This is a genomic window from Achromobacter sp. GW823-FHT04E03, assembly GCF_058796095.1.
On the sequence record NZ_JBXAIJ010000003.1, the window covers coordinates 787140 to 807953 of the forward strand.

Sequence of the window (20814 nt, forward strand, 5' to 3'; positions counted from 1 at the left end):
ACATATGAAAACGCTATTCCGCATACTCACGGCACTGCTGCTGTCCCAGGCCGCCGCGCACGCGCTGGCCGCCGACGGGCAGCCCGCCCTGGTCGCCGGCGGCAATCCCGACACGCTCTCGCCCCGCGTCTCCGCCATGCTGCCGCTATGCGCCTCCTGCCATGGCGCGGACGGCATCAGCGCCGTCGGCCTGTACCCCAATCTTGCAGGGCAGAAGACGGAGTACCTGGTCAAACAGCTCAATGCCTTCAAGACCCGGGAGCGCAATGACCCGGTCATGAGTTCGATGGCCGAGCCCTTGAGCCCCGAAGCCATCCAGGAACTGGCCCAGTACTTCTCCAGCCGCAAGTAAGGGAGCAGGCCGCCATGGACGCGCCATCCGCGATGCTCTTCCCGGTGTACTTCAACCTGACCGGCCGGCGGGTGGTCGTGGTGGGCGGCGGGGCCGTGGCCGAACGCAAGATCAGGCTGCTGCTCAGGGCCGGCGCCGCCGTTGCCGTGGCGGCGCCGGCCCTGACGCCCTGGCTGCGCGCAGCCGCGGACCAGGACCAGTTCCAGCATATGCCGGACGTCTTCTCGCCGGCCTGCCTGGACGGCGCCTGGCTGGCGGTGGCCGCGACCGATCACGGCGGCACGAACCAGGCGGTTGCCGCGGCGGCGCTTGCGCGCCGCATCCCCTGCAACGTGGTCGACGATCCCGTTCTTTCGACGATACAAGTGCCCGCCATCCTGGACCGTTCTCCGCTGGTGGTGGCGATTTCTTCAGGAGGCTGTGCGCCCGTGCTGGCGCGGCGCATCCGCGAACGGCTCGAAGCCTTGCTCGACGAAAGCACGGGAGATCTGGCCCGGCTCGCGGCACGCTATCGCAACCGCATCGTTGCGCGCTTCCGCGACCTGGAGCAACGTCGCGACTTCTACGACTGGATGCTGGACGGCCCGCTGCCCTCGTTGCTGGCGGCCGGCGACGGCAGGCAGGCCGGTCTGGCCCTCGAAGCCGCGATGCAGGCCGATACCCTGCCCCGCACAGGCAGCGCGACGATATTGGCAGCCGCCGACGGCCCCGCCGATCTGTTGACCCTGCGCGCCTTGCGCCTGCTGAACCAGGCCGACCTGGTCGCGCACGTGCCGGCGGTCAATCCGGCCATATTGGACAAGGCACGGCGGGACGCGGCGAGAATCGAGCTGAAAGGCCCGGGCCTGCAGCCTGATCCGGCCGTGGCCGCAGGCGCGGGACTGGACTGGCTGGCCCGCCAGGTGCAGGCGGGCCAGCGCGCCGTCCTGCTGCTGGGAACCGCGCATGACGCGAAGCTGCTGGCGCGACGAATATCGGCTTGCGGCGTGGCATGCAACGTCCTGTGAACGTCCGGCCCCGGACCAGCGCCGCGATCAGGAAGTCAGGTCCCCGCTTCCTCGCCGCCCGCCAGCGCAGCCGCCAGATAAGCCTGGCCCCGCTCGCTGAAGGACAGCGACGCAGCCGCCTGCCTGCCGGCTTCGTCCATCTTGTGCCAGGTCTTCTGCAACACCGCGACGACCTTGTCCGGATAGCGTTCGCAGAATTCCTCGTACTGGTGCTCCAAAAACACCAGGCACAGCGCGTTCTCCATGCATTGGACGTCGGCATCGCGCTTGATGCCCTGCTTGCGCACGATCTTCAGCACCGCCTGCATGGTTTGCGCGTCATGGCCTGCGCTGGCTAACAGCCTTGCGGCGACGTCCGCGTGATGCTCCTTGAGCGTATTGCGCCATTGCAGATAGCCAGCCCTGCCGGCCGGACAGGCCTCGCGCGGGACCTCCCAGCGGCCGATGTGCTGGCAGCGGGCGGCCAGCCGCAAGGCAGAGCCGGCCTGCGGGGCCAGCTTCGTCACCCAGGCGTGGAGGAATTGGGCGTGCAGCCATTCGCGCGGCTGCATCGCGCCATTCCAGGCGACCAGATTGGGATCGCGCCGGTTGTACTCATCGAACAGCTGCCAGGCGCGCTGCAGCGGCGCGTCTTCTGCATCCACCGGGTTGGGCGGGAATTCCATTCACACTCCTGTCTCGTCTTCGGTCAGATAACAGCCGGGGTCCTCGGCCCAGAGGTCGCCCGACTGCTTCTGCGCACGGATGCGGGTGTTGCCGTTGCAGATGTCCAGGTGGGCGCAGCTGGCGCAGCGTCCCTTGACGGGCCGCGGCCGCAGCCGAAGCAGCTTGAGCAAGGGTTCGGCGGGATCCGACCAGATCTCCGAAAAGGGCCGCAAGCGCACATTTCCCAGAGTGTAGTGCCACCACATGGTGTCGGCATGGACATTGCCGCGATTGTCGATGTTCGCGACGTTCATGCCGCTGGCGTTGCCGCCCCACAGGCGCAGCCTGGCCTCGATATGCGGCGCGCTCTGCGGGAACCGGCGACGCACCCAGTGCAGGAAGAACACGCCGTCGGCATCGTTGTTGCCGGACGTGAACTCACGCGGTCTGCCGGCCGCGGCTTGTTCCAGGCAGGTTTCGAAGATCCGCTCCATGGCCGCGCGCGTCATGCGGTGATGGCTGTCCTCGCCCCGGTTGCGGCCGCCGCGGCCGGCGTAGTTCAAGTGTGAAAAGTAGAAGCGGTCGACATTCTCGGCGTCCAGCAATGCCAGCAGCCCGGGAAGATCGTCGGCGTTGCCCTGGGTCAGGGTGTAGCGGATGCCGACCTTGAGGCCGCGGTCCCTGCACAGCCGGATGCCTGCCAGCGAGGCATCGAACGCGCCCGCCTCGCCCCGGAAGCGGTCGTGCGTCGCGCCCAGGCCGTCCAGCGAAATGCCCACGTAGTCGAAGCCGCAACCGGCGATGGACTCGATGTTGCGCCCGTCTATCAGAGTGCCATTGGACGACAGGCCCACGTAGAAGCCCATGGCCTTGGCCCGGCGCGCAATATCGAAAATGTCCGGCCGCAACAGTGGTTCGCCGCCAGACAGGATCAGCGCCCTCACACCGTAGGCATGCAGATCGTCCATGACTGCGCAGACCTCGGCGTAGTCCAATTCGCCGGCGAAGTCCTTGTCGACCGAAGCGGAGTAGCAATGCCGGCAATGCAGGTTGCAGCGCCGGATCAGGTTCCAGATCACCACGGGCCCGGCCGCCCCACGGCGCGGCGCAAGCGGCGTGGGACGCAGCAGTTCAGACACGAAGGCGGAGATGCGGAACATGCGGAATTCCTCGCTATGCTGCCGGCCCCTGGCCTTCTTTCAGGCGCAGGCCGGTCTTTTTCAGGATTGCCGAGGAAAACAGCGCGTCCTGCGCACGCAGGGCGTCCGGAAAGCGCGCGTGCAAGGCCTCGGCGACTTCATCGATGCGCGCCAGCACCGCCGCGCGATCGGTCCCGTGCAGCATGGCGTAGAGGTTGTAGCGCCACAGCGGCGGATGCCGGGGACGCCGGTAGCAATGGCTCACGTCCGCGCGCTGGCCCAACCAGGCTCCCACAGCGTCGGCCTGACCGTCGTCCACGTCCCAGACCGACATGGCGTTGGCCACGAATCCGAGCGCGTAGTGGTTGGGTACCACGCCGATGCGCCGTATCACGCCGCGCGCGAGCATGTCGCGCAACTGCGCCATCACCTCGGCTTCGGTGACGCCCAGCCGCGCGGCCACGGCCCGGTATGGATCCCGCCGGATCGGCAGCCCCTCCTGCGTGGCGCGGACCAGGGACCGTTCGAACGGAGTCAGGCCGGCTGCGTCCATCTCAGACCTCCAGCTTCATTTCAAGGAAGTACTCGCGCTCCTTCGGAAACGCCAGCACGGGCAGGCCCGTCTCCTGCTCAATGGCGCGCAAACAGGCGGCAACTTCGGCGGGATCAGCCGCCGCCAGCACGAACCACATGTTCAGCGCATGCTCGCGGCGGTAGTTGTGCGCCACTTCGACCCGGCGGTTGACCAGGGCCACGACCCGCTCCCATTGCGCCTGCGGCACGGCCATCGCCGCCAGGCAGTACGCGCCGCCGGCGCGCTCGATCTGGAACAGCGGGCCGAAACGGCTCAGCGCGCCGCACTCGCGCAAGCGGGCTACCCGCGCGATCACGGCGTCTTCGTCCAGCCCCAGCGCCCGCGCGACGTCCGCGAACGGACGCGGGCTGATCGGAAAGCCCCCCTGCAGGCGGTTGATCAGCTTGCGGTCGGCAGCGTCCAAGCCCAGCGGCACGCCCGCGGTAATGTCCTTGGGCCTAACCATGCGTCGCCTCTTCCGGCACGAACCTCGCACCGCGCTGCTTGAAACACCTGGTCGAGAACAGCACGGCATGCGGCCAGGCATCAAGTCCAAGGCGGCCGGCGATGGCATTGCGCAGCGCCCGCACCGCTTTCCGCTCCTTGCCGTGGATCATGCAGAAGAGGTTGTAGGGCCATTGCGGCAAGCGCCGCGTGCGCCGGTAGCAAAGCGTGACGCCGGGCTCGGCGCCAAGCCGCTGCCCCAGCGCATCCACCCGCGTGTCGTCCACGTTCCAGACGCACATCGCATTGGCGCGAAAGCCCAGTTGGCGATGTCTCAACACCACGCCGAAACGGCGGAACAGGCCTGCGCGCTGCCAGCGCTCCAGCAGGCGCAGCGTCTCGTCCTCATCCAGCCCCGCAAGAAGTCCCAACCGGCGATAGGGGTGCGCGCAAAGGTCCAACCCATCCTGCACGGCATGGAGCAAGGCCTCTTGCGCGCTGCCGGCGGGTGGCAGCACGGCTCGTCCGCCGCTGCGCTGCGGCGTCGTGCGTTGTTGTGGCGCGCTCAGACTGAAACCCAGGTCGATGTGGTACTCGGCCTCCATGGGCAAGGCCAGCGGCTCGCAGCCGGAGGCCTGTGCGATCCGCGCCAGCAAGCGCGCCAACGCGCCACGCTTGCGGCAGGCGGCGACGAACCACAAGTTCAAGGCATGTTCGCGCTCGTAGTTGTGATTGACCTGTGGCAGGCTGCTGACGTAGGCGGCAACCTGATCCAGGCGGGCGGACGGCACGTGCATGCCGACCAGCGCGCTGGCAAAGCAGGACTGGTGCAGCACCGGACCGACACGGCTCACCAGCCCCTCGCGCTGCCACCGCTGAAAGCGCGCCAGCACCGTGTCTTCATCCAGGCCGACGCGCTCGGCCAGCAAGGCGTAGGGCCGCGAGACCAGCGGAAAGTCCCGCTGCCAGCCATCGAGCAGACGCAGATCGGAATCGGACAGTTCAGAAGCCAATGCGGCCGCTCCTGTTGGTGAAGAAAATGCCGCTGGGCTTGGGAATGTCCAGCGTGGCGCCGCGTTGCAGCGTCCGGGTGTCGTACACCACCACCCGGTCATCGTCGCGCGCCGACAGCCATACCGCCTCTCCTCGCGGCGTGAATTCCATGTGCAACACGCCGCGGCCGGGTGCCAGCGTCCGGACCACGGCCAGGGTTTCGGTGTCGATGACCTGTACCTGGCCGTTGTCCGGCACCGCAAAGTTGACCCAGACGCGGCGGCCATCGGGCTGCGCCATGACGAACACCGGCTGGCCCAGCGTGGCGATGCGGCCAGTCTCCTGCCAGGTGGCGGTATCCACCACCAGCACCTCGTGCCTGCCGATGGCGGGCAGGAACAGGCGTCCGCCCGCCGCGCTCCAGCCTCGCAGGTGGGGCATCTTGTAGACCGGCAACGCTTCCTCGCCGCGCCCATAGCCCTGCAGGATCTTGCGCACGCCGGCCTCCGGATGCCAGAGGTCCATCATGGCCAGCGCATCCTCGCCGAACAACCCGGCGATGTAATAGCGGCCGTCCGGGGTGACCAGCGCGTCGTAGGGCTGGCGACCGGCCTTGTGGCGTTGTGTGGCCGGCCGGGCGGGGTCCGACAGATCCGTGATCCAGATCTCGCCCGCGTCGAACAGCGCGTAGGCGAACTTCTGTCCAGGCAGGTCCGCCAGGCCGACGACCTTGGAGCGCCTGCCCGGCGCATACTCGGCGGGCACTTCGCTGATCTGGCGCAAGGTCACAGCGTCGAAGACCTTGATGCCGCCGGGCGTGTAGTTCTGCACCACGATCAGCCGCCCGTCCTGCGAAATGGCGCCGCCGATCGCATTGCCGGACTGGATGCTGCGACGGTCCACGCGTTTCCGCAGCAGATCCACCTTGGTCAGCCCGCCGTCCCGGCCGAAGACGTAGCCGTAGCGGCCATCGCGGGAATAGGCGATGTGCGCATGGGAAAGGTCGCCCAGCCCTTCGACCCGCGCCAGCCGGGTCTGTCCGCTGGTTTCGACGATGGAGACGGCGCCGTCGGCACGCTCTATCACCATGCCCAGGTCGTTGGTGCCGCGCGGGTCGGTGGCCGCGGCGCAGCCGGCCAGCACAACGGCGGCCAGGACGAGCAGGAAACGCAGTTTCATGAACGTTTTATTCCTCTGGAAAGCCCTTGAGCAGCCGCGCGGCGATCCAGGCGGCTTCGTCGGGCGCAAGCATGCCGCGCCACCCGGGCATGGCGGTGCCGGGCAGCCCGTGCAGAATCGCCTGTTCGAGATAGGCCGGCGGCTTGCCAGCAAGCGCTTGCGGCGTCAACGCCGGCCCCAGGCCGCCATTCAGGCGCAATCCATGGCAGGAGCCGCAGTCCTGCCGCACCAGGTGTATGAGTCGCTGCTGATCGACGGGATCGAGGTCCGGCGCCGCCTGCGTCCGGCCCACCGCCGCTCCCAGCCCCGTGCAACAGGCCAGCGCCAGGCATGTCAGGCCGCGACCGGGGCGCATGGCTCGGCCGCGTCACGCAACAACAGCTGTCCCGCCGCGGCGGCGGACCAGGCGCGCTGCGCCAGTCGCACCACGTCGCCGACCACCAGCAGCGTGGGCGGCTTGAAGCCGGCCACCAGCTGCGGAATCTGGCGCAAGGGGGCCACCGTCCAGTCCTGGGCTTCGGTGGTGCCGGAATGAACCAGCGCGGCCGGCGTGTCGCCGCCGCGCCCATGCCGCTGCAAGGACGCGACGATCTCGGCGGCGTTGGCCACCGCCATGTAGAACACCAGGGTACAGGTGGGATCGGCCAGCGAACTCCAGTCCAGTTCAAGGCCGGCGTCGTCCCGCAGATGACCCGTGATGAAACGCACGCTGGCCGCCACGCCCCGATGCGTCAGGGGTATGCCCAGCGCTGCCGCGCAGCCGTTGGCGGCGCTGATGCCCGGCACGACCTCAACCTGCACGCCGTGCCGCGACAGGAACAGCAGCTCCTCGCCGCCGCGCCCGAAAATGAACGGATCGCCGCCCTTCAAGCGCACGACGCGGGAGCAAGACCCCGCCAGCGCCAACAGCAGCTGATGGATGTCTTCCTGCCGGTGGCGGCAGTCGCCCGCCATCTTGCCTACGTCATGGAACTGCGCGGCGGGATTGATGAGGGGCAGGATGCCGCCGCCCACCAGCCTGTCGCAGACCACGGCATCGGCCTGCTGCAATAGCCGCGAGGCGCGCACCGTCAGCAATTCGGGATCGCCCGGACCGGCGCCAACCAGGTAAACCGTTCCGCTCACTACTCCCTCCCTTGCAGCCAGGCTGCGCAAAATAAGGCTTCAGGAGGAAGTGTAGGAAGCGACAGGCGGCTGCAATAGGTACGGTCGACGCAAGTGCAATGGGTGCGCCAGGGGCGTTCAGGACGCCTGGGCGCGCAAACGCGCCAGGATCTGTGCGCGATGCTGGTCCAGGCCGGGGACCTCCCGCGCCATCGACGGCAGGGGTTTGGAGAACTTCACCGGGAAGCCCACCACGCGTCCTGCCGGCGTATCGGCAACGACCCCGCGATGTCTGACGTGCGGGTCCTCGAACACTTCATCGTGCCGCAGTACTGGCGCCCAGGGGATATCGTGACCGTCGAACAGGCGTTCCCAATCCGCCAGGCTGCGGCTCTTGAACAATTCACGCAGTCGATCGTTCAAGGCCCGCTTGTCGCGCATCCGCCCCGCCCTCGTCTGGTAGCCCGGCGCGTTCAGATCCGGGCAAACCGGGGCCAGCGCCACGCAAAGGTTGCGCCAGAACGATTCCTCCAGAATGCCGAGCGCAAGATGCCGGCCGTCCGCCGTCTCGAAGACGTCGTTGTCAGGCATGACATGGGGCAGATGCGCCACCTCCGGGCCAGCGGGACCGTTCATCGCCTGCAATGCAGGGGCCATCCATGCCGTCATGGTGTCATGGATTGACACGTCCAAATGCTGCCCCACGCCGGACTCGCGCGCGTCCTGCACGGCAGCCAGTATCGCGAGCGCGGCGTGCATGGCTGCGCAGTAATCCGACAGACGCAATCGCGGCCGCGCCATGACATCGCGCACCTGCGACGGCACGGCCCAGTATCCGGCCAGGGCCATGTAATTCACGTCATGGCCGGGCCGTTGCGCATAGGGCCCTGTCTGCCCGAATCCCGAAATCGAACACAGCACCACCCGCGGATTGACGCGCGCCAATTGCGTGTAGTCCAGTCCCAGATTGGCCATTACGCCAGGCCTGAAACCCTCCACCACGACGTCGCTGCCTGCCACCAGTTGCAGCAGGACGCGCTTGTCTTCTTCGCGCTTCAGATCGAGGCAGATGGACTGCTTGCCCCGGTTGTACTTGGCGAAGGTCTCGGCTCCCAACTGGCGAGCGGTGTCGCCCTGCGGCTTTTCCACCTTGATCACGGTTGCCCCCAACTGTCCCAGCAACATGGCGGTGTACGGCCCAGGGTGCAGTTGGCCCAGGTCGAGCACAGACATGCCGCTCAGGTAGCCCGCCGCCCCCTGCTCTGCGCCGGCGCTCATGCGAGTATCCCCTTTGCGATGGTATTGCGCTGGATTTCGCTGGTTCCAGTGACGATGCGGTACAGGCGCAGGCGGCGGAAGATGAACTCCACCGGATGGTTCTTCGTCACTCCCACGTTTCCATGGATCTGCATGGCCTTGTCGGCAATTTCGAAGCAACGCTCGGACACGAACAGCTTGCACATCGACGCCGCATCGCGCACGTCCTCGCCCGAGTCGGCACGCTCTGCCGTGGCAAGCACCATCTGTTCGCAGGCATAGAGGGCCGTCGCCATGTCGGCCAGCATGTGCTGGATGGCCTGGAAGCGGCTGATGGGGCCGCCAAACTGCTGACGGTGCTTGGCGTAGTCCACAGCCAGCCTGAAAGCCTGGCGCGCCAGGCCTATCATGGTCGGGCAATGCAGCAGGCGGTTTACGCTGACGCGGTTCATGGCGATCTTGAAACCCTGCCCTTCCTTGCCGATCAGGTTCTTCTTCGGCACCCGGACCTGATCCAGCACGATGTCCGCATCGACATACTGGCCTGTCATCGGCACGCAATCGTGCACCAGCCGTACGCCGGGGCTGTCCAGATCGATGAAAATCGCGGATATGCCTTCCGCGCCCCGGTCAGGATCGGTGACGCACATGGTGATGGCGAAATCGGCGAACGTCGAGGCGGTAATGTAGTGCTTGACCCCGGTCACGATGTAATCGCCGCCGTCGGCCACCGCGACGGTCTGCAAGCGGGTAGCGTCGGAGCCCGACTGCGGCTCGGTCATGGCGAAGCAGGCGCCGCGCTCGGCGTTGACCACGGGCATGATGTAGCGGTCGTGCTGGTACGGGGTCGCATACTGGACCAGGTTGCCGATGCGCGAAGGACCGCCCCAATCCCCCAGCACATGGGGGAACAGGATGGCGCCGGATGCCGCGACGTCGTCCTTAAGCACGCACAGGTCGCGGTAGGACAGCCCCTGCCCGCCCAGCTCGCGCGGCAGCTGCGCTCCATAGAATCCCAGCGCCCGGCATCGTTTCCACACGGACTGCACCAGGTCGCGCCCGAACTTGTCCTCGTACCCCAGGCCGAGCGACTGTTCCAGCGGTATGAGTTCGTCCTGCAGGTACTGCTGCAACCGGGTGCGCAGGCCGGTCAGCGCCTGTTTGTCGTCTTGGGCCATGTCGTCTCCTTTGAGTAGTCCCCAGCTTGACAGCGCCCGGCATCCTCGCAATTATCTTTTCTTCGTTTTCAATAACCTGGCGGAATCATGAGGCTGGAAGATCTGGACTATTTCCTGGCGGTCGCGCGGCTGGGCCATGTCGGCCGGGCCGCCGACGGCATAGGCGTCAGCCAGCCTGCACTGACCAAGGGCATCCGGCGCCTGGAAGAAGAACTGAAACTGCAGCTCTTTGTCCGCACGCCCAAGGGCATGGAGCTGACAATTCCAGGACGCGCGTTCTACCAGCGCTCGATGCAGGCAAGGCGGGAACTCGACGACGCCATGCAGGAAGCGGGTGACCTGCACCGCGGAAGCATCGGCTTGCTGCGCGTCGGCGTCACGCCGCTGCTCGCGGAATCGTTCTTCAATCCGGCCTGCATCGAACTGCTGGCGCAACGACCCGCCGCCAAGGTCCAGGTCATGGTCAGCCTGAACGATGCCTTGATTCCAGCGTTACGGCAGGGAGACCTGGACTTCGCCATCAGTTCGCTGTTCGAATCCGCCTCCGCGGCGGAGTTCGAACGGGAACCCTTGTTCGCAGACAAGCTTTTCGTTGCCGTGCGCCCGGGCCATCCCTTGCTGGGCCGCCGCAAGATCCGCTTTGCCGATCTGGCGGGGTGCCAGTGGATGCTGCCGGGACCGCAGGCGGCATCACGGCGCTGGCTGGAAGCCAAGTTCGAGCAACACGGGTCGGCGCCGCCCAACGTGACGATCGAATCCAACGCGTCGGTATCGGGATTGCTGGGCATCCTGCACAGCACGGACCTGCTGACGCTGGTCAGCGAAATCACCCTGTCCGCGCATGCCGGCCAGGGCCTGAGCATCCTGCCTCTGGACGACATGACATGGCATCGGCAGATCGGCGTGCTGACGCGGCGCAACAGCTACCAGTCGCCGCTGACGCAGCGGCTGCTGGAAATCCTGCGGGAGCATGCCCGGGCCCGGGCGGGCGCCTAGCCCTCAATCCGCCTGCAAGCCCAGCTTGTCGATGAGCGGCCCATAGCGGGCGGACTCATCATCGATGAGCTTGCGCAGCTGCTGCGGCGTGCCGGGTATGGGCGTGAACGATTGCGACGCCAAGGCCTCCAGCACCTGGGCATCCTGCATCGCGCGGCCGACGGCGGCATTCAGCCGGTCGATGATTTCCTGCGGCGTGCCTTTCGGCACGGCGATTCCCGCCCAGCTGCCGCTGTCGAAGCCGGCATATCCCAGCTCGGCCACCGAAGGCACCTCTGGCAGGGAAGCGGCGCGCTTGGCGCTGGTGACGGCCAGCGCGCGGATCTTCCCTGAGGCGATAAAGGGCATGGCGGGCGCGACCGCGACGATGCCGATATCGATCTGGCCGCCTGCCAGGTCATTGAGCGCGTTGCTGCCACCCCGATAGGGCACGTGTATGGCGTCCAGGCCGAAATGCTGCTTGAGCGTTTCAAACGTCAGATGCATGGATGAGCCCACCCCCGGGCTGCCGTAGCTCAGTTTGCCTGGATTGACGCGGGCGTATGCGAGCAGCTCCTGGAATGTCTTGACCGGCAAGGCGCTGCTGACCAGGACCACGTGCGGAGCGATGCTGAGTCCGGATACAGGCGCCAGATCCGCGATGGGGTCGAACGACAGTTTGGGCGAAAGATGCTTGGCAATCGCGAAGTTGCCGCCGTACTCCAGCAGGGTGTAGCCGTCCGCAGGCGCGTTCGCGACCTTGGCGCCGCCCAGATTGCCGCCGCCCCCGCCCACGTTCTCGACGATGATGGTCTGGCCCAGTTCCTTGCCCAGGGGCACGGCGACCAGGCGGGCGATGTAGTCGAACTGGCCGCCAGCCGAGAACGGCACGATGAAGCGTATGGGCTTATCGGGGTAGCCGGCAGCCCCGGCGCCAGCCGCCTGCGCGGGTCCCGCCATGAGCGCGGCAAGCCCCAGGCTGACGGCCGCCAGGCAACGGGCCGCCCTGTCCCGCAGGCGGAAATTTCGCTGGTTCATGTTGTCTCCTGTTCTTGTGCAAGGCGGGACCGATGCTGGCCCCGCTTTCGCATAGAGGTAACCCGCAGGCCGCCTGAACGTCATGCCGCATCCAACGATTTCCATAACGCAGGGGAATCGCACCCGCACGATAACGGCGCGGCATGAGGATTCGCGTCCTGGTTATCCGCGGGCGCCTTGCCGCCCCGCAGGATAGCGGCAAGCCAACCCCCAGACACGGACACACCATGAACCAAGGCCGATACACCACCCGCAATGCGCGCTATTGGCGCGACCGTCCCGCCGTCATTTTCGGCGACAGGACGCTGAGCTTCGGACAGCTGGAAACTCGCTCCAACCGCCTGGCCAACGCCTTACTGGGCCTGGGACTGAAGAAAGGCGACCGCGTCGCCATTCTGGCCTGGAATTGCCCGGAGATCATCGAACTCGAATGCGCGCTGTACAAGGCGGGACTGGTGAAAGTGGCCCTGAACGCGCGCCTGTCGAACCAGGAGGTGCTGGATTCGGTCAACAATGCCGATGCAGCGGCCTTCATTGTGGACCCAGCCCATGTGGAAGCAGCGCAATCCCTGCTGGACGGCTTGGAGAACGTGCGGCATCGATTGGTGATGGGCGCCAGCGACATCGAAGGCTGGCGCTCATACGAACGCCTGCTGGAATCGGCCGCCGACAGCAACCCGGACGTGCCGATGCAACCCGGCGACCTGGCCGTGCTGCACTTTACGTCGGGCTCGACGGGCAAGCTCAAGGCCGCCATGCAGACGGTAGGCAACCGCCTGGCGTCGCTGCGCAAGGTCGTGATGGGCCGCATGCGCGCCAATCCCGGCGAAGTGCTGGCACTCGCCGGCCCCATTACCCACGCCAGCGGCATGTTCATGCAGCCCTTCCTGTTCCAGGGCGGAACGATCCTGCTGCATGACCGGTTCGACCCCGAGAGCTTCCTGGCCTCCGCTGCCCGGCATCGCGCCGCCTTCAGCTTCATGGTGCCCACGATGGTCAACATGCTGATCGCGCATCCGCGGCTCCATCAGCACGACCTGAGCGCGCTGCGACAGATTTCCTATGGCGGCGCGCCGATGGCGCCGGCCCGCATCCGCGAAGCCTGGGAAGCCCTGGGACCCAAGCTCAGCCAGGGCTATGGCGCGGGTGAAACCACCGGCGGCCTGGTGCTGCTGAGTGCCCTGGACCATGCCGCAGCCATGTCGGGCCACCCGGAACGGCTGTTCTCCTGCGGGCGTCCATTCGGCGAAAGCGAGGTTCGTCTGTTGGACGAAGACGGCCGTGAGGTCGCGCCCGGCGAGGTCGGTGAGATTACCGCCACCGGCCCCGACATCTTCGCAGGCTATTGGCGCGAACCCGAGCTGTCCGCGCAAGCCCTGCGCGATGGCCGGCTGCATACCGGCGACCTGGCTCGGATGGACGATGCAGGTTTCCTCTATGTCGTGGACCGCAAGAAGGACATGATCATCTCGGGCGGATTCAATATCTACCCTACTGAAGTCGAACAGGCGCTGTATCAGCATCCGGGCGTGTACGAAGCCTGCGTTTTCGGCGTGCCCGACAAGGTGTGGGGCGAGTCCGTCAAGGCTGTGCTCGTGCTCAAGCCTGGCGACACCACCACCCCGGCCGATCTGATCGAGCATTGCCGCAAGCACCTGGCGGATTTCAAGAAGCCTCGCAGCATCGAACTGGTGGCGGAGTTGCCGAAGAACGCCAACGGCAAGCTCGCGCGCAAGCAACTGAGGGACGCGCACTGGGCGCATGAGGAGAGAAAGGTGGGCTAAGGGCACCACTAGGCGTAGTATGGGGATAGATGCTGTTCACGCTCCTAGGGCCGCGCGGACTCGCGCCGCCCTCCACACCCTCAGGAGGTTGTCATGTACAAGCACATACTCATCCCCATCGACGGATCCGAGCGTTCCTATGCCGGCCTGGCGCAAGGACTGGGCCTGGCCAGCGCCCTGGGCGCAAGCGTCACGGTGCTGACGGTGTACAGCGCCTACCGCCCGACCTCCATGGAAACGGTGCACCTGGAGGGCGTGCATACGGAATATGAGCGCGAGGCCCAGGAGCTCGCCAAGTCGTACCTGTCGCAAGCGGCCGCGCAAGCCAGCGCCGCGGGCGTGCCCTGCACCACCGAAATGCGCGAAAGCAACAACCCGGCGCAGACCATCATCGATATCGCCATGACGCAAGGCTGCGACCTGATCGCCATGGCCTCGCGCGGCCACGGCGGACTGGCGGCCGTGCTGCTGGGCAGCCAGACGCAGAAGGTGATGGCGCATTCGACGCTGCCGGTGATCGTCTACCGCTAAGACCGGCGCTTGGGCTAGACCGCGGCGCGCGCTCCGTAGGTCTTCGGTATGCCAGCGGCGGCCACGCCGCTGCGCAGGCTTTCCTGCGGCAGCGCCTGGGCCAGCAAGGGCCGCGCCTGCAGCAACCGCGACAGATCCACGCCCGTGCGGTAGCCCATGCTTTCCAGCATGAAGACCAGGTCTTCGGTGACGATATTGCCCGACGCGCCAGGCGCGAAGGGACAGCCTCCCAGGCCTCCCAGGCAGGAATCGAAAGCGCGGATGCCTTCGTCCAGCCCGGCCAGCGCATTGGCCAGGCCCAGCCCCATCGTGTCATGCAGGTGCAGCTTGACCAGGCGCGCGCCCACGGCGTCCTGCGCGGCGCGCACCGCATCGCGCACCAGCGCCGGATGGGCATAGCCCACGGTGTCGGCCAGCGAGATCTCGTCGGCGCCGGCCAACGCGGCGGCGGCGGCCACCTGCGCGACACGGCGCACCGGCACCACGCCTTCCATCGAACATCCGAAGGCGGTGGCGACCGCCGCATCGATGCGCACGGGCCGCGGCTGCGCCCGCACCCAATCGACGATGGAGGCCAGCACCTCCACCTGTGCGTCGGTGCCCTTGCCGACGTTGGCGCGGCTATGCGTGTCGCTAACGGAGACAGGAAACGACAGCGCGTGCGCGCCAGCCTCGTAGGCCGCAATGGCGCCCTTGAGGTTGCAGACCAGGGCAACCACCGTCAAGCCCTCGATCTTCAGGACGTCGGGCAGGACCGTACCCGTATCGGCCATCTGCGGCACCAAGCGCGGCGACACGAAGCTGCCCGCCTCGATCTCGCGCAGGCCGGCGTCGGCCAGCTGCCGGATCCAGCGCAGCTTGTCGGCCGCGGACATCATGCCCTTGGCCACTTGCAGCCCGTCGCGCGGACCCACTTCGCAAAGCCTGATTTCCTGGTTCATGTGCTGTCCTTTCCCGGCCGGCCTACTGCTGCACCACGATGCCCGCGCTTTCGATGGTCTGGCGCGCCTTGGCGATGTCCGAATTGATCAACGCGGCAAACTGTTCGGTGGACACCGGATCGGTTTCCAGGCCTTGCGAGGCCAGCGCCTCCTGCACGTCCTTGCGCGCCAGCAGCTTGTTGAAGTCGCTATTCAGGCGCGACACGACCGCGGACGGCGTCTTGGCCGGGGCCAGCACGCCGTAGTAGGTCACCACGCTGAAATCCTTGTAGCCCAGCTCCGCGACCGTGGGCACCTCCGGCAGCGCCGGATTGCGCTTGGGCGAAGTGACTGCCAGCGCGCGCACCTTGCCGGACTTGATCAGCGTGGCCGCCGACGAAATCGAAGAGCCCGCGAAGTGCAGGTGTCCGCCCATCAGGTCCGCCAGCGCCGGGGCCGAGCCCTTGTACGGCACGTGCTGCATCTTGAAGCCGGCCGCGTGCTGCAGCATTTCGATGGCGATGTGCACGCCGCCACCCGTGCCCGAGGTGCCATAGGAGATCTTGTTCGGATCCTTCTTGGCGGCGTCGATCACTTCGGGCAGCGTCTTGTAGGGCGAGCTGTCCGACACCAGCAGCACCATGGGCGTAGTGGCCACCAGCGCCACCGGCGCCAGGTCCTTGACCGGGTCGTACGACACCTTCATCAGCAGCGGAATCAGGGTGACGTTGTCGGACTGGCCGATCACCAGGTCGTAACCCTGGGCAGGCGAGCGCGCCGCTTCGGCCAGGCCCAGCGCCGTGCCCGCGCCCGGCTTGTTCTCGGGAATCACTGACCAGCCGTTGAGTTCATGCAGCTTGGTGCTCATCAGGCGGCCGATGTAGTCGGTGCCTCCGCCCGGCGTGGACGGGATGATGATGCGGATGGGCTTGCTGGGATAGTCCTGGGCGTGTGCGGCACAGGCGGCGGCCAGCGCGGCCACCGCGAACAGTCTGCGGATCATCTTGTCTCCTCTTTGATGGAAGTCTTGGCGGTCTGCGCCGCCTCGACCGATATCGGGCGCTACCGCCCATTCATGCAATAACGCCTGCGCTGCGCAGGACCTCGATGCGCGCGGCATCCCAGCCCAGGCCCTGCAGGATGGCCTGCGTGTCGCCGCCCTGCCGCGGCGGATCGGAACGCTTGCCGGCCTTCAGGCCGTCGAACTCGATGGGCAGCGCCGCCGCGGATATCTCCCCGCCGTCCGGCAGCCGGGTCTTGAGCAGCGCGCCGCCGGCGTTCAGGTGCGCATCGTCCAGCAGGTCGTGCGGCTGGCGTATCGGGCCATAGGACAGGCCGGCGGCTTCCAGTGCCGCGCACAGCTCGTCGGTCTTCCAGGTCTTCAGGATCTCGCCCACGCCCGGCACCAGCCAGGGCCGCGCCGCCTCGCGGTCGACGGCGGTGGCCAGGCGCGGATCGGCGGCCCACTCGGGCGGCAGGAATTTCTGGGCGAAGTTGCGCCATTGCGCATCGCCCACCACGGCGACGAACACGCGGCCGTCGGCGGTCTCGAACACGTCATACACGCCCCAGGGCGGCCGGCGCTCCGCGCCCATGGGCTTGGGCGCCGCGCCCGTCAGCTGGTATTGCGCGATGAACTGCGCGACCAGCAGCAGGTTGTTCTCGAACAGGCCGGAGCGCACATGCCTGCCGCGCCCCGTGGCGTGGCGGTCGTGCAGCGCCGCCAGCGCGCCCACCACGCCGAAGGTGCCGCCCAGGATGTCGTTGACAGAGGCCGCCACGCGCTGGGGCGTGTCCGCGCCGCCGTTGATGTAGGCCAGCCCGCCCATCATCTGCACCACTTCGTCCAGCGCGGTGCGCTGCTTGTAGGGGCCGGACAGAAAGCCCTTGAGCGATACGTAGATCAGCCCTGGGTTCTCGGCCGACAGCGACTCATAGTCCAGCCCGTACTGGGCCAGGCTGCCGTCGCGAAAATTCTCCACCACCATGTCCGCCTGCAAGGCCAGCTGGCGCACCACGGCCTGCCCCTCGCGCGCCTTCAGGTCGATCGCCAGGCTTTGCTTGTTGCGATTGAAGACCGGGAAGTAGCCGCTGCCCGAGCCCTTCAGGCGCCGGGTGCGGTCGCCTTCGATCGGCTCCACCTTGATGACCTCGGCTCCCAGGTCCGCCAGCGCCAGGCCGGCCGCCGGGCCCATGATCATGTGGGACAGCTCCAGCACCTTGATGCCGCGCAGCGGTAATTCGGTGTGGTCCATGAAGGGTGAAGCCGGTGTTGCTGCCATCTGCATATCCTCGGGCCTGATGCGCTGAAAAACAGGCAACGGCAAGATCGATGCATGCCGCCGCCCCATGCCCCATCATCGGCGGCAAGCCGGATCAGCGGGTAGCGCTCTTTCAGCACGGGGGCATTCTCGTTTGGGAACGTCCGGGAAAGCCCTGAGGCCCGTCGTTTCAGGCGGCCTCCGCCACGCCCAGATGCGCCAACAGCACGCGAGCGGCGGGCGGCAAGGCGTCCAGCCCCAGCACGGCGATGCACAAGGAAGTGCTGGACCAGGCTCCGGAGAGCGGAATGAAGCGGATGTCCAGGTTGGCGTGGCGCGCTTTGAGATACATGGGCACCACGGCCACGCCCATGCCGCGCGCCACCAGCATGCAGATGGTTTCATGCGAGCTGACCCGCGCGCTGATCCGCCGCGCCACGCCCGCATCCTGCGCCGCCTGCTCGAACACCGCGCTGATGCCGTTGTCGCGGTTCAGTTCGATCTGCTCGAAGGGCAGCAATTGCGCGTAGTCCAGCGTGTCGCGGTCGGCCAGCAGATGCTGGCCGGGCACGACCGCCGCCAGATCGCAGCGGCCACAGGTAAAGACCTGCAAACCGTCATGACCAAAATCGGAACCCACCGCCACGTCGGCCTGGCCGTCGAGCACCGCGCGGAACACCTCCTGGGTGGTGCCCTCTTCCAGGGAAATATCGATCTGGGGATAGGCGCGGCGAAAGGACTGGATCTGCGCCGGCAGTTCGCCGGACAGCGCCGCCACGCTAACCGCGAGCCGGATACTGCCGCGCACGCCGGTCGCAAAGCCCGCCATCTCGCGGCGCATGCGGTCCATGCTCTGCAGCACCATGCGCACGTGCGTGGCCAGCGCATTGCCTGCCGGCGTGGGCTGCACGCCCCTGACCCCGCGTTCCAGCAGCGGCACGCCGAAGGCATCCTCCATCTCCGACATACGTTTGCTGACGGCGGAAGGAACGATATTCTCGCGGGCGGCGGCGCGCGCCAGGCTGCCTTCCTCCAGCGCTGCGAGGAACAGGCGGAGCGAGACGGGATCGATATCGCGGGGATGCGGCGGGGGAGACGGGACGGGCTTCATGCCGGGAAGTGTCGTGCCTTGCGCGCCTGCGCAGGGATCGGGGTTTTCCCGGTCCGGGGCGCCTTGCGCCTTTAACCCCGCACGCCCATACCGCCCTCCCATGCGTAGCCAGTCAGCAAGCCCAGCAAACCGCGCCTGACCACGGCCACCGCCTCATCCCGCAAGGCGTCGGCGCGCCAGCCCATTTCGATGGCATAGCCCGGCATCGCGACCGGGCAGGGCAGCATGCGCAGGCCGGAAGCGGCAGCCAGGCCGCGCGCCGCGTGCGCGGGCAAGGTCGACAGGGCATCGCTGCCCCGCAACAGGAACGCCAACGCCGAAAAATGCGTGGTCGAGGCCTGCACCCGGCGCGTCAGTCCCAGCCCGTGCAGCACTTCATCCACCACCCCGATGAAGCCGCCGGACGACACCAGAATGTGCTGGCGGCGGATGAATTCCTCCAGCGACAAGGTGGTCTGGCCTGGCGCCACGCTGGCGGGATCCAGCAGGCAGGCATAGCCGCCCTGCCCGACCGTCACGCGCTGCAAGGCCTGCGAGGCCAGTCCGCCCGAAGCGATCACCAGGTCTGCCTCGCGCGCCATCAGCATGTCGGCCGCCAGCCGGCTGTGGGTCTGGCGGAAGATGAGGCGCAGCCCCGGCGCGCTCTGCGCCAGCGCGTGGATCGCGTCTCGTCCCAGTGCGATCTCGAAATCGTCCGATAGCCCCAGCGTCACCGACCTGCCGGCAAAGCCCGCCGCGCCAGGCCGCGCCAGCGATAGGCTCTGACGGCACTTGTCCAGGGCTTCGCCAATGACGGGCCGCAGTTCGCGCGCCCGCAGGCTGGGCGTCAGCCCTCTGCCGGTGCGCGTGAACAGGGGATCTCCGTAAAGCGCGCGCAGGCGGCCCAGCGCCGCGCTGACAGCGGACTGCGTCACGCCCAGGCGCAGCGCGGCACGTCCCGCTCCACCCTCGTCATAGATGGCCTCGAAGATCTTGAGCAGGTTCAGGTCGGCTGACTCGATATCAATCTGGTTCATATCATTTATCTCTGACCAGGATTGATTGATTTTAGGGCCGGCCGGACACTGAAGCCCATTGCCACGTTCCGAGACCCCCGCCATGACCACGAAAACCGTCGCCGCCCTGCAGATCGGCTCCTCCCCCGAGGGCAAAGCCCGCACCCTGGAAGACATCCTCGCCTACGAGGGCGAGATCGTCGCCTCTGGCGCCTCGCTCGTGGTCATGCCCGAAGCGCTGCTGGGCGGCTATCCCAAGGGCGAGATCTTCGGCACCCGCCTGGGCTACCGCCTGCCCGAAGGTCGCGAGGCCTATGCCCGCTATTACGACAACGCCATCGACGTGCCCGGCCCCGAAACCGAAGCGCTCGCCGCCCTGTCGCAGCGCACCGGGGCCAGCCTGGTGGTGGGCGTGATCGAACGCGGCGGCAACACGCTGTATTGCACCGCCCTGTTCTTCGAACCTGCTACCGGCCTCGCCGCCAAGCACCGCAAGCTCATGCCCACCGGCACCGAACGCCTGATCTGGGGCCAAGGCGACGGCTCGACCCTGCCGGTCGTCGACACCGAAGCCGGCCGCATCGGCGGCGCCATCTGCTGGGAAAACCACATGCCGTTGCTGCGCACCGCCATGTACGCCAAGGGCGTGGAAATCTGGTGCGCGCCCACCGTGGACGAACGCGACATCTGGCAGTGCTCGATGCGCCACATCGCCCACGAAGGCCGCTGCTTCGTGGTCAGCGCCTGCCAGGTGCAGCCCTCGCCCGCCGAACTGGGCCAGGACGTACCGGGCTGGGACGCCAACCGCCCTCTGATCAACGGCGGCTCGGTCATCGTCGGCCCGCTGGGCGACGTGCTGGCGGGCCCGCTGCGCGGCAAGGCCGGCCTGCTGACCGCCCAGGTCGACACGGCGGAACTGGTGCGCGCCCGCTACGACTTCGACGTGGTGGGCCACTACTCGCGCCCCGACGTCTTTTCCCTGACCGTGGACGAACGCCCGCGCCCCGCCGTGCGCTTCGTCTCCTGAACGCCCCGGCTGACGGGAGCCCGCAATCCGGGCACCTGGCGCCGGGATGGTATAGTCTCGCCCGCTGCCGGCCCTTCCGGGCCGCGCAACGCCCGAGTGGTGAAATTGGTAGACACAAGGGACTTGAACTAATTTGAGCCCTTTGGGGGAAACTCCAAAGGTGTAGCCCGTCAAACTCGGCGAATGCCCTGGACCCGTTCCGAGCCAACGCCGAGCCAAGCCCAGGTCGCATGACCGGGGAAGGTGTAGAGAGCAGACGGCGGGCACCTAAGGCCGCAAGGCTATGGTGAAGGCGTGCTC

Annotated in this window: 22 protein-coding genes; 6 read left to right on the forward strand and 16 right to left on the reverse strand. The window is 67.2% G+C overall.

Going from position 1 to position 20814, the window contains the following annotated elements:
- Positions 1 to 4: 4 nt before the first annotated feature.
- A complete protein-coding gene (locus AC1RHV_RS23210) occupies positions 5 to 352 on the forward strand; it encodes a c-type cytochrome (RefSeq protein ID WP_118931727.1) in 348 nt (115 codons plus the stop codon).
- A gap of 14 nt (positions 353 to 366) precedes the next feature.
- Positions 367 to 1359: a precorrin-2 dehydrogenase/sirohydrochlorin ferrochelatase family protein gene (locus tag AC1RHV_RS23215; protein ID WP_310530624.1), complete on the forward strand. Its 993-nt coding sequence runs from the start codon at positions 367 to 369 to the stop codon at positions 1357 to 1359.
- Between the two features lie 35 nt (positions 1360 to 1394).
- Here the strand turns inward: AC1RHV_RS23215 and AC1RHV_RS23220 are convergent, their stop codons facing one another.
- The 10 genes from AC1RHV_RS23220 to AC1RHV_RS23265 form a co-directional block, all read right to left on the reverse strand.
- Positions 1395 to 2024 carry a DUF4202 domain-containing protein gene (locus tag AC1RHV_RS23220; protein WP_054450225.1) on the reverse strand — a complete coding sequence of 210 codons (630 nt, stop codon included), beginning with the start codon at positions 2022 to 2024 and terminating at the stop codon, positions 1395 to 1397.
- Positions 2025 to 3164: a heme d1 biosynthesis radical SAM protein NirJ gene (gene nirJ / locus AC1RHV_RS23225; protein WP_310530622.1), complete on the reverse strand. Its 1140-nt coding sequence runs from the start codon at positions 3162 to 3164 to the stop codon at positions 2025 to 2027.
- Positions 3165 to 3177: 13 nt separating this feature from the next.
- The gene (ahbB, locus tag AC1RHV_RS23230) at positions 3178 to 3696 is read right to left on the reverse strand and encodes a siroheme decarboxylase subunit beta (protein ID WP_310530620.1); all 519 of its coding nucleotides are present in this window, start codon (positions 3694 to 3696) and stop codon (positions 3178 to 3180) included.
- A 1-nt stretch (position 3697) separates the two neighbouring features.
- Positions 3698 to 4183, reverse strand: a complete 486-nt coding sequence (locus AC1RHV_RS23235) for an Lrp/AsnC family transcriptional regulator (protein WP_054450217.1) — start codon at positions 4181 to 4183, stop codon at positions 3698 to 3700.
- Positions 4176 to 5174 carry a siroheme decarboxylase subunit beta gene (gene ahbB, locus AC1RHV_RS23240; RefSeq protein ID WP_310530615.1) on the reverse strand — a complete coding sequence of 333 codons (999 nt, stop codon included), beginning with the start codon at positions 5172 to 5174 and terminating at the stop codon, positions 4176 to 4178. Before ahbB (AC1RHV_RS23240) ends, AC1RHV_RS23235 begins: the two co-directional genes overlap by 8 nt.
- A complete protein-coding gene (locus AC1RHV_RS23245) occupies positions 5164 to 6333 on the reverse strand; it encodes a cytochrome D1 domain-containing protein (protein WP_492302086.1) in 1170 nt (389 codons plus the stop codon). Before AC1RHV_RS23245 ends, ahbB (AC1RHV_RS23240) begins: the two co-directional genes overlap by 11 nt.
- A gap of 7 nt (positions 6334 to 6340) precedes the next feature.
- On the reverse strand, positions 6341 to 6688 hold the full coding sequence (locus AC1RHV_RS23250) for a c-type cytochrome (RefSeq protein ID WP_082400648.1): 348 nt from the start codon (positions 6686 to 6688) through the stop codon (positions 6341 to 6343).
- Positions 6667 to 7458, reverse strand: a complete 792-nt coding sequence (cobA, locus tag AC1RHV_RS23255; RefSeq protein WP_175181167.1) for a uroporphyrinogen-III C-methyltransferase — start codon at positions 7456 to 7458, stop codon at positions 6667 to 6669. The genes AC1RHV_RS23250 and cobA overlap by 22 nt, the downstream gene beginning before the upstream one ends.
- 117 nt (positions 7459 to 7575) lie before the next feature.
- Complete coding sequence (locus tag AC1RHV_RS23260; protein WP_310530608.1) at positions 7576 to 8715, reverse strand: CaiB/BaiF CoA transferase family protein; 1140 nt, start codon at positions 8713 to 8715, stop codon at positions 7576 to 7578.
- Entirely contained in the window at positions 8712 to 9872 is a 1161-nt protein-coding gene (locus AC1RHV_RS23265; RefSeq protein ID WP_492302088.1) for an acyl-CoA dehydrogenase family protein, read from the reverse strand. Before AC1RHV_RS23265 ends, AC1RHV_RS23260 begins: the two co-directional genes overlap by 4 nt.
- Before the next feature lie 87 nt (positions 9873 to 9959).
- On the opposite strand from AC1RHV_RS23265, the gene AC1RHV_RS23270 reads away from it, so the two are divergent.
- The gene (locus AC1RHV_RS23270; RefSeq protein ID WP_119450841.1) at positions 9960 to 10868 is read left to right on the forward strand and encodes a LysR family transcriptional regulator; all 909 of its coding nucleotides are present in this window, start codon (positions 9960 to 9962) and stop codon (positions 10866 to 10868) included.
- A 3-nt stretch (positions 10869 to 10871) separates the two neighbouring features.
- On the opposite strand, the gene AC1RHV_RS23275 is transcribed toward AC1RHV_RS23270, so the two are convergent.
- On the reverse strand, positions 10872 to 11885 hold the full coding sequence (locus tag AC1RHV_RS23275) for a Bug family tripartite tricarboxylate transporter substrate binding protein (protein WP_158598566.1): 1014 nt from the start codon (positions 11883 to 11885) through the stop codon (positions 10872 to 10874).
- A 227-nt stretch (positions 11886 to 12112) separates the two neighbouring features.
- Between AC1RHV_RS23275 and AC1RHV_RS23280 the strand changes: the two genes are divergently transcribed.
- Both AC1RHV_RS23280 and AC1RHV_RS23285 read left to right on the forward strand, forming a co-directional pair.
- Positions 12113 to 13669, forward strand: coding sequence for an AMP-binding protein (locus AC1RHV_RS23280; RefSeq protein ID WP_492302090.1), 1557 nt, complete (start codon positions 12113 to 12115; stop codon positions 13667 to 13669).
- 93 nt (positions 13670 to 13762) lie between these two features.
- A complete protein-coding gene (locus AC1RHV_RS23285) occupies positions 13763 to 14200 on the forward strand; it encodes a universal stress protein (protein WP_054450200.1) in 438 nt (145 codons plus the stop codon).
- Positions 14201 to 14214: 14 nt separating this feature from the next.
- Here the strand turns inward: AC1RHV_RS23285 and AC1RHV_RS23290 are convergent, their stop codons facing one another.
- The 5 genes from AC1RHV_RS23290 to AC1RHV_RS23310 all read right to left on the reverse strand — a co-directional run bounded on the left by AC1RHV_RS23290 (position 14215) and on the right by AC1RHV_RS23310 (position 19508).
- On the reverse strand, positions 14215 to 15141 hold the full coding sequence (locus AC1RHV_RS23290) for a hydroxymethylglutaryl-CoA lyase (protein ID WP_492302091.1): 927 nt from the start codon (positions 15139 to 15141) through the stop codon (positions 14215 to 14217).
- A gap of 22 nt (positions 15142 to 15163) precedes the next feature.
- A complete protein-coding gene (locus AC1RHV_RS23295; protein WP_492302093.1) occupies positions 15164 to 16123 on the reverse strand; it encodes a Bug family tripartite tricarboxylate transporter substrate binding protein in 960 nt (319 codons plus the stop codon).
- Between the two features lie 70 nt (positions 16124 to 16193).
- Complete coding sequence (locus tag AC1RHV_RS23300; RefSeq protein WP_082400642.1) at positions 16194 to 17402, reverse strand: CaiB/BaiF CoA transferase family protein; 1209 nt, start codon at positions 17400 to 17402, stop codon at positions 16194 to 16196.
- A gap of 169 nt (positions 17403 to 17571) precedes the next feature.
- Positions 17572 to 18492, reverse strand: a complete 921-nt coding sequence (locus AC1RHV_RS23305) for a LysR family transcriptional regulator (protein WP_054450193.1) — start codon at positions 18490 to 18492, stop codon at positions 17572 to 17574.
- Positions 18493 to 18563: 71 nt separating this feature from the next.
- A complete protein-coding gene (locus AC1RHV_RS23310; protein ID WP_054450190.1) occupies positions 18564 to 19508 on the reverse strand; it encodes a LysR substrate-binding domain-containing protein in 945 nt (314 codons plus the stop codon).
- An 82-nt stretch (positions 19509 to 19590) separates the two neighbouring features.
- Here AC1RHV_RS23310 and AC1RHV_RS23315 point away from each other — a divergent pair, with 82 nt between their 5' ends.
- A complete protein-coding gene (locus AC1RHV_RS23315; protein WP_119450836.1) occupies positions 19591 to 20514 on the forward strand; it encodes a carbon-nitrogen hydrolase family protein in 924 nt (307 codons plus the stop codon).
- Positions 20515 to 20814 lie beyond the last annotated feature (300 nt).